The following is a 6,851-nucleotide window of genomic DNA, read 5'->3' on the forward strand; positions in this document are numbered from 1 at the left end:
ACTCCTCACGTGTGGGCAAAATCTATTACTATCATTATTAGCAGTCAACATCGTCGCACCAGATCGAGGTACCGAGCATGACCGACACCAGCATCCCGCCCCTCGCGGGAATCCGCGTCCTCGAGCTCGGGGCGATGTACGCGGCGCCGACCGCCGGCCGAATGCTCCGCGACTTCGGGGCCGACGTCGTCAAGGTGGAGGATCCCGGGCACGGTGACATGGCACGGCAGTGGCAGCCCCAGAAGGACGGGCTGTCGCTCGGCTTCGTGCGCATCAACTCCGGGAAGCGCTCGGTCGGCATCGACCTACGCACGACAGAGGGTCAAAACCTCGTCCGGTCGCTCATCACCCAGTCCGATGTCGTGATCGAGTCGTTCCGTCCTGGCCGCCTCGAGAAGTGGGGAATGGATTACGACTCGCTCGCGGCCGAGAACCCCGGCCTCGTCCTCGCGCGGATCAGCGGATTCGGGCAGACGGGTCCGTACCGCGAACGTCCGGGCTTCGGCACCGTCGCCGAGACAGCCAGCGGCTTCGCCTTCCTCAACGGCTGGCCCGACACACCGCCGACGGCGCCACCTTTCGGCTTCGCGGACTCGATCGCGGGAATCTCGGCCGCGTTCGGCGCGGCGATGGCGCTCTATCGACGCAGTGTCACCGGGATCGGCTCCGTGGTCGACGTCGCTCTGTACGAGCCGCTCATGTTCATCCTCGGAGACGCGCTCCTCAACTACACGTCGACGGGCTACGTCACGACTCGGCAGGGCAACAGCTCGGGGGCGGCGTCGCCGCGCGGCATCTATGAGGCCGCCGACGGCGGGTGGCTGTCCATCGCGGCGTCCGCGCAGACGATCGCGATGCGCCTGTTCGATGCCATGGGTCGACCCGAGTTCAAGTCCGACGATCGTTACGCGACTAATGAGTCCCGCATGCGCAACAACGAGTCGCTTCAGGAGGTCGTGCGCGCATGGGTGCGTGCGCGACCACGCGACCAGGTCTTGGCCATCCTCGAAGAGCACGAGGTCGTCGCGGCCGCGGTCAACGACTCCCGCGACATCGTCGAGGATCCCCACTTCCTCGAGCGCACGCTTGTGGACGTTGCGGGCACCGCGCTCGGCGCGGCCAAGATGCCGGGACCCGTGCTGCACATGAGCGACTACCCTGGTCCCGCCTACGAAGGCGTCGCACAGGTCGGCGAGCACACCGCCGACGTGCTCGTGGAGCGACTGGGTCTGCGCACCGACGAGATCGACAGACTCAGCGCGGCCGGCATCGTCACGGGCGCGCCGAGTCGCGTCAGCTGAGCGGTACGTCGAAGAGCACAAACCAGCGCAACTATGCGTACCATTGGCCGCAGTTCTCGCCATCGTCATCGGCGGGACCAGCAGAGAGACCGTGAATGAGTCAGACCACCCTGCGCCCGCAGAAGACCGCCCTGCTGGTGGCACAGCAGATCGTCGCCGACATCCAGCGCCGTGGCAACGTGCCCGGCGACCGGCTGCCACCGGAGAAGGCGATGCTGGAGCAATACCAGATCGGCCGCGGCACGCTCCGAGAGTCGCTGCGGTATCTGGAGCTGCAGGGCCTCATCTCGCTCAAGCCGGGCCCGGGGGGCGGTCCGGTCGTCGAGAAGCCGACGGGCATCGGACTTGCCACGGTGATCTCGCTGCTGCTCCAGATGGAGAACGCTCCGTACCGCAACATCATCGAGGCACGCGGAAGCCTGGAGCCCGCCATGAGCCGTCTCGCCGCGTCACGGATGACCGACGACGAACTGTCCTCCCTGCGCGCGAACCTCGACCGCATGCTCGCCGACATCGACGATCCCGAGGTGTTCGCCGACGCGAACCAGGAGTTCCACGACATCATCGCCCACTCGTCCGGCAACGCGCTGTTCGCCCACATGATCGACGCGCTCACCGGAATCCTGGACGGCACGTCGATCGGCATCGAGTACCCCGAGCACCGTCGCCTTGCGGTGCATCAGGCCCATACGCGCATCTACGAGACGCTTGCCGCGCACGACCCCGTCGCCGCGGCGGACGCGATGCGTGAGCACATCGGCGAGTACACCCAGTACATCGAGGCCAAGTATCCCGAGGTCGTCGAGGCGCCGATCAGCTGGACGTGAGCGACCGCCTGCGCCGCCCCGGCGAGACGGGCGGGATCACACGTCGAGTCGCAGCATGCGGGCCATCGTGCTGCCCAGGACGAGCTTCGTCTCGTCGTCGGTGAGTCCAAGCCCCTGGATCGCCGCGATCTCGGTGGCGGGATCGGTCATCGGCCAGTCCGACCCGAAGACGATGCGCTCCGCCCCGTGCTTCTTGATGAGCGCACGCACGCGCTCGGGGCGGAGGGTCGTCAGCGAGGGCGGCCACGATGTCTCGAGGACGATGTCGGCGCCGGCGAGCATCTCCTCAGCATCGTCGAGGATCTTGTAGCCGCCGAAGTGGCAGGCCATGAGCCGGAGGTTCGGGAACTGCCTGGCGATCGCGGCGATCATCGCGGGACTCGACAGGCTGTTGGTGAAGGCGTCGCCGCCGCCGGCGCCGACATGCGTGATCACGGCGATCTCGCTGCCGAACGCGTCGAGGATGTCCCACAGGCGCCGGTCGTCGAGCGCGAACCGCTGGAAGAGGGGATGCAGCTTGACGGCCGTGATCCCGTGGCGGGCGAGGCTCGCAAGGTTCTCCTCGACGGGCAGGTCGACGTGCACCGTCCCGAACCCGAACCGCGACGGCGATACGAGCCCTTCGACGAATCCGTTGACGCGGTCGACGTGGCGCGCCTCGTTCGCGATGCCGAGACAGCAGCTCATGGTGACGCCTGAGAGCTCCATGGAGGCGTCCAGTCCCCGCACCGTTCCGTCTCCGCGTGCTTCGAGCCCGGGCACGGGGTTGGCCGTGAGTGCCTTCTCGGCGATGGCGTCCGGCCACACGTGGGTGTGCGCGTCGATGATCATGACGTGGTCCGCTTCGCGAGTTGACGGGCGAGGGAATCCAGCAGCACCTCGGTCGACCCCTCGTAGATGCGCACCGGACGGGCATTGCGGTAGAGGCGCTCGATCACGCTGCCGCGGATGAGGCCGAATCGGCCCATGGCCTGGACGGCGCGGTCGACGACGCGGGCCGACGTCTCGGTGGCGATCACCTTCGCCATCGAAGTCTCGGCGATGTGCGCGAGCGGGTCGGATGCCGCGAGCGCCGCAGCACGGTACGTCAGCGCACGGGCGGCTTCGATCTCGGCCCAGCTGAGCGCCAAATTCTGCGATACAGAGCCGAGGGCCATCAGCGGCTTGCCGAACTGCTCGCGGCTCGTAGCGTGCCGCACGGCCTCATCGAGCGCGGCCTGGGCGAGTCCGACCGCCGAGCCCGCCACCGACACGCGGAAGACCGCGAGCGTCTGCAGCATGAGGGCGAATGCCTTGCCCGGCTCACCCAGGCGATTCACGGCGGGCACCACGACGTCGTCGAAATGCAGCTCGCCGATGATGTGCGGTGCGATCAGTTCGGGCCCGCTCGTGACCCGAAGACCGGGAGAGTCCGTCGGCACGAGCGCCATCGAGTAGCCGTCACCCTCCTTGCCGAGCACGCACGCGAAGTCGGCGGCGCCGGCGTTGGTGATGAACGCCTTCCGCCCCGAGATCCGCAGGACGTCGCCGTCCTGTGCGATCGTGGTCGTGATGCCGCGCAGATCGGACCCGACCTCGGGCTCGGTCAGGGCGATGGACGGGATGGCCTCGGCACGGGCCACCTTCGGGAGCCATTCGCGTCTAAGCTCATCGCTGCCCCCGACGCTCAGCGCGTAGCTTCCGACCCCCTGCATGCCGAACAGCGAGTCGAGATGCGCCGACACCGCCATCAGCTGCTCGCGGATGATGGCGAGCGCGAGCGGGTCGAGGGTGTCGTCGTGACCTCCGAACTCGCGAGGCACGACGTACGCCGCGAGGCCGCTGCGGCGGAGAGCTTCGGCGGTCGGCACGTGCACCTCGGTCGCGTCGTCGGCCTCGGCTGCGAACGGGGCGACCTCGGCGGCGAGGGTGCGCGCGGCCTCGCGGATCCGTTCGTGCGCGGCATCCAGCGCGAACAGGGTCTCGGTCACGGATTGCGCCTTTCGGGTCGGGATCAGGCTAGCGGCGCTGGTCGAACCGACGGCCCGTAAGCTCCGAGACGATACGCGTGCGCTGCATCGCCGGCGTGCCGCCCGCGATCGCCCAGCCGTGCGAGTCGCGGTGGAGCCTTTCGAGCCCGTACTCCTCGGTGTAGCCGTTCCCGCCGTGGACCTGGATCGCCAGGTCGGTGACGCGCTTGGCCATCTCGTTGGCGGTGCACTTGGCCAGCGACACGTACAGCGGGTTCGGAATCCCCCCGTCCGCCGTCGCGGCCGCTCGGTCGATGAGCAGACGCGCGGCCTCGACTTCCAGCAGCATGTCGGCGATCATCGTCTGGATCGTCTGGAACTCGATGATCTCCTTGCCGAATGCCTTGCGATTCTGCGCATACGCGACGCTCTTGTCGAGGGCCGCCTGCCCGAGCGCGAGGCTCATCGTGGCATTGCCCAGACGCTCGACCGAGAACACCCCGAAGAGCTTCTTGAAGTCACCCGCGGGCACGACCACGTTCTCGTTCGGGACGACCACGTCGTCGAGGATGACGTCGGCGGACGGAATTCCGCGGAAGCCCATGAGCCGCTCGGATACGCCGAAGCTGAGTCCCGGCGTACCCTTCTCGACGACGACCGCTCCGATGCCCTTCGAACCCGGCGCGTCGCTCAGCCGCGCGTAGACCAGGTAGAGGTCTGCCTCACCGCCGTTCGAGATCCATCGCTTGGTGCCGTTGACGACCACGCCGGAGTCCGACTGTCGCGCGGTCGTCTTCATGTCTGTCGCGGCGGAGCCGGCGTCGGGCTCGCTGATCGCGACAGCCATCGTGCGCGCGCCACTGATGATGTCGGGGAGCCAGCGCTCGCGCTGCTCGGGCGTGCCGAGCCGGGCGATCACCTGCGCGGGCCCGGTGTTGGACTCGAAGATCTGGAACGCGGCCGGACGGCACACCTTCGCGAACTCCTCGATGACCGCGAGAGCGTGGGAGAAGGGGGATGCCGACCCGCCGTACTGCTCCTCATGCGCGATGCCGAGGAAGCCGAGCTCGCCGAGCTCTCGGCGCTGCTCCACACTGATGGGGGTGCGCGTCACATCGAGATGCTCGGCGATGGGTGCGTAGATGTCGTTGGCAACGGAGGCCGCGAGTTTGCGGATCTCCTGCAGTTCGTCAACCGTGATGATCGTCATCGACACCACGCTCCTCACGTAGTTGCTATTGATTATCCTAGATGTAGCGGACGAGCGATCGATGCGCAACGATTCCGCGATAATTACTGTATATCATGATAAACAATTCCTATGACACCTTCGAACTCACGTGATGCCGTCATCGTCGACGCGGTGCGCACGCCCGTTGCGCGCGGCAAGGTCGGCGGTGCCCTGTCGGCGGTGCACCCGGTCGACCTCCTCGCGCAGACGCTGGGTCACCTCATGGACCGCAACCCGGTGGATCCCGCAACGGTGGACGACGTGCTCATCGGCTGCGTCTCGCAGTCCGGAGAACAGTCCGCGACTCCCGGCCGCATGGCGTGGCTCGCGGGCGGCTTCCCTGCGCATGTGCCCGCAGCGACCATCGACCGCAAGTGCGGGTCGAGCCAGCAGGCGGTGAGCTTCGCCGCGCAGGCGATCATGTCGGGTCAGGCCGACATCGTCATCGCCGGCGGCGTCGAGTCCATGAGTCGCGTGCCGATGGGATCCGCCCGCGCAGGCGCCGATCCCTACGGCGAAGGCGTCGCGGCCCGTTATGCGCCCGGGCTCACCTCGCAGGGCGTTTCGGCCGAGCTCGTCGCGGCGAGGTGGCGCATCTCCCGCGCGGAGATGGACGAGTACGCTGCCCGCTCGCACGCGCGGGCTGCGGCGTCCGACTTCCGTCGCGAGATCGTTCCCGTGCAGACACCGGACGGAATCGTCGACGCCGACAGCACCGTGCGGGCCGACACGACGGCCGAGCGGCTTGCGGGACTTCCCGCCGTGTTCCGCACCGACGAGCTCGCCGCGCGCTTTCCCGACGTCGAGTGGGGCGTCACGGCGGGCAATTCGTCGCAGATCACGGATGCCTCTGCCGCCCTCCTCATCATGAGCGCTGAACGCGCCGCAGAGCTCGGCTGCACGCCCCGTGCCCGGATCCACAGCATGACGGCCATCGGTGATGACCCGCTGCTCATGCTGACAGCGCCGATCCCCGCCACCCGACGCATTCTCGAGCGCTCCGGCCTGACGCTGGACGACATGGACCACATCGAGATCAACGAGGCGTTCGCCTCTGTGCCTCTCGCGTGGCTGCGCGAGTTCGACGTCGACCCCGACAAGGTCAATCCGCGCGGCGGTGCGATCGCGCTCGGCCATGCGCTCGGCGCGTCGGGAGCGCGCCTCATGACGACGATGCTGCACGCGCTCGAAGACACCGGCGGACGGTACGGCCTGCAGCTCATGTGCGAGGCGGGCGGTATGGCGAATGCCACGATCATCGAACGGCTCGACGCGAGCCGCCCGACCGAAGGAGTATGAGATGGATGTCGCCGGCACATCGGTCGTCGTGACCGGAGGGGCCTCCGGACTCGGACTGGCCACGGCACGCACGCTCGCGGCGAAGGGCGCGCACGTGGTGCTTCTCGACCTGCCCGCGTCCGCGGGCGCGGAGCGCGCCGCCGAACTCGGTGGGACGTTCGCACCCGGCGACGTGACGTCGCCCGACGACGTCGAGGCGGCGCTCGACGCCGCCGAGTCGGCCGCACCGCTGCGCGCACTCGTG

7 protein-coding genes are annotated in these 6,851 nt (G+C 68.1%); 4 read left to right on the forward strand and 3 right to left on the reverse strand.

All coding sequences use genetic code 11. From position 1 onward, the window contains the following. Window positions 1-77: 77 nt before the first annotated feature. Both EIO58_RS02385 and EIO58_RS02390 read left to right on the forward strand, forming a co-directional pair. The gene (locus EIO58_RS02385) at window positions 78-1,301 is read left to right on the forward strand and encodes a CaiB/BaiF CoA transferase family protein (RefSeq protein ID WP_127818099.1); all 1,224 of its coding nucleotides are present in this window, start codon (window positions 78-80) and stop codon (window positions 1,299-1,301) included. 95 nt (window positions 1,302-1,396) lie between these two features. Continuing rightward, entirely contained in the window at window positions 1,397-2,128 is a 732-nt protein-coding gene (locus EIO58_RS02390) for a FadR/GntR family transcriptional regulator (RefSeq protein WP_127818100.1), read from the forward strand. A gap of 36 nt (window positions 2,129-2,164) precedes the next feature. On the opposite strand, the gene EIO58_RS02395 is transcribed toward EIO58_RS02390, so the two are convergent. The 3 genes from EIO58_RS02395 to EIO58_RS02405 are packed head-to-tail and all read right to left on the reverse strand — an operon-like array spanning window position 2,165 to window position 5,287. Then, entirely contained in the window at window positions 2,165-2,959 is a 795-nt protein-coding gene (locus EIO58_RS02395) for an amidohydrolase family protein (protein WP_127818101.1), read from the reverse strand. After that, window positions 2,956-4,098, reverse strand: coding sequence for an acyl-CoA dehydrogenase family protein (locus EIO58_RS02400; protein ID WP_164861501.1), 1,143 nt, complete (start codon window positions 4,096-4,098; stop codon window positions 2,956-2,958). Before EIO58_RS02400 ends, EIO58_RS02395 begins: the two co-directional genes overlap by 4 nt. A gap of 28 nt (window positions 4,099-4,126) precedes the next feature. Further along, window positions 4,127-5,287: an acyl-CoA dehydrogenase family protein gene (locus EIO58_RS02405; RefSeq protein ID WP_127818103.1), complete on the reverse strand. Its 1,161-nt coding sequence runs from the start codon at window positions 5,285-5,287 to the stop codon at window positions 4,127-4,129. 111 nt (window positions 5,288-5,398) lie between these two features. Here EIO58_RS02405 and EIO58_RS02410 point away from each other — a divergent pair, with 111 nt between their 5' ends. Then, entirely contained in the window at window positions 5,399-6,607 is a 1,209-nt protein-coding gene (locus tag EIO58_RS02410; RefSeq protein ID WP_127818104.1) for a thiolase family protein, read from the forward strand. A gap of 1 nt (window position 6,608) precedes the next feature. Then, the coding region (locus tag EIO58_RS02415) for an SDR family NAD(P)-dependent oxidoreductase (protein WP_127818105.1) at window positions 6,609-6,851 on the forward strand (243 nt) is incomplete at its 3' end.

The organism is Microbacterium sp. CPCC 204701 (genome assembly GCF_004010105.1).
GTDB lineage: Bacteria > Actinomycetota > Actinomycetes > Actinomycetales > Microbacteriaceae > Microbacterium.

Coding starts and splice junctions, on each gene's coding strand:
- EIO58_RS02390 (WP_127818100.1), top strand. CDS start 1,397: ATGAGTCAGACCACCCTGCGCCCGCAGAAGACCGCCCTGCTGGTGGCA.
- EIO58_RS02410 (WP_127818104.1), top strand. CDS start 5,399: ATGACACCTTCGAACTCACGTGATGCCGTCATCGTCGACGCGGTGCGC.
- EIO58_RS02405 (WP_127818103.1), bottom strand. CDS start 5,287: ATGACGATCATCACGGTTGACGAACTGCAGGAGATCCGCAAACTCGCG.
- EIO58_RS02385 (WP_127818099.1), top strand. CDS start 78: ATGACCGACACCAGCATCCCGCCCCTCGCGGGAATCCGCGTCCTCGAG.
- EIO58_RS02395 (WP_127818101.1), bottom strand. CDS start 2,959: ATGATCATCGACGCGCACACCCACGTGTGGCCGGACGCCATCGCCGAG.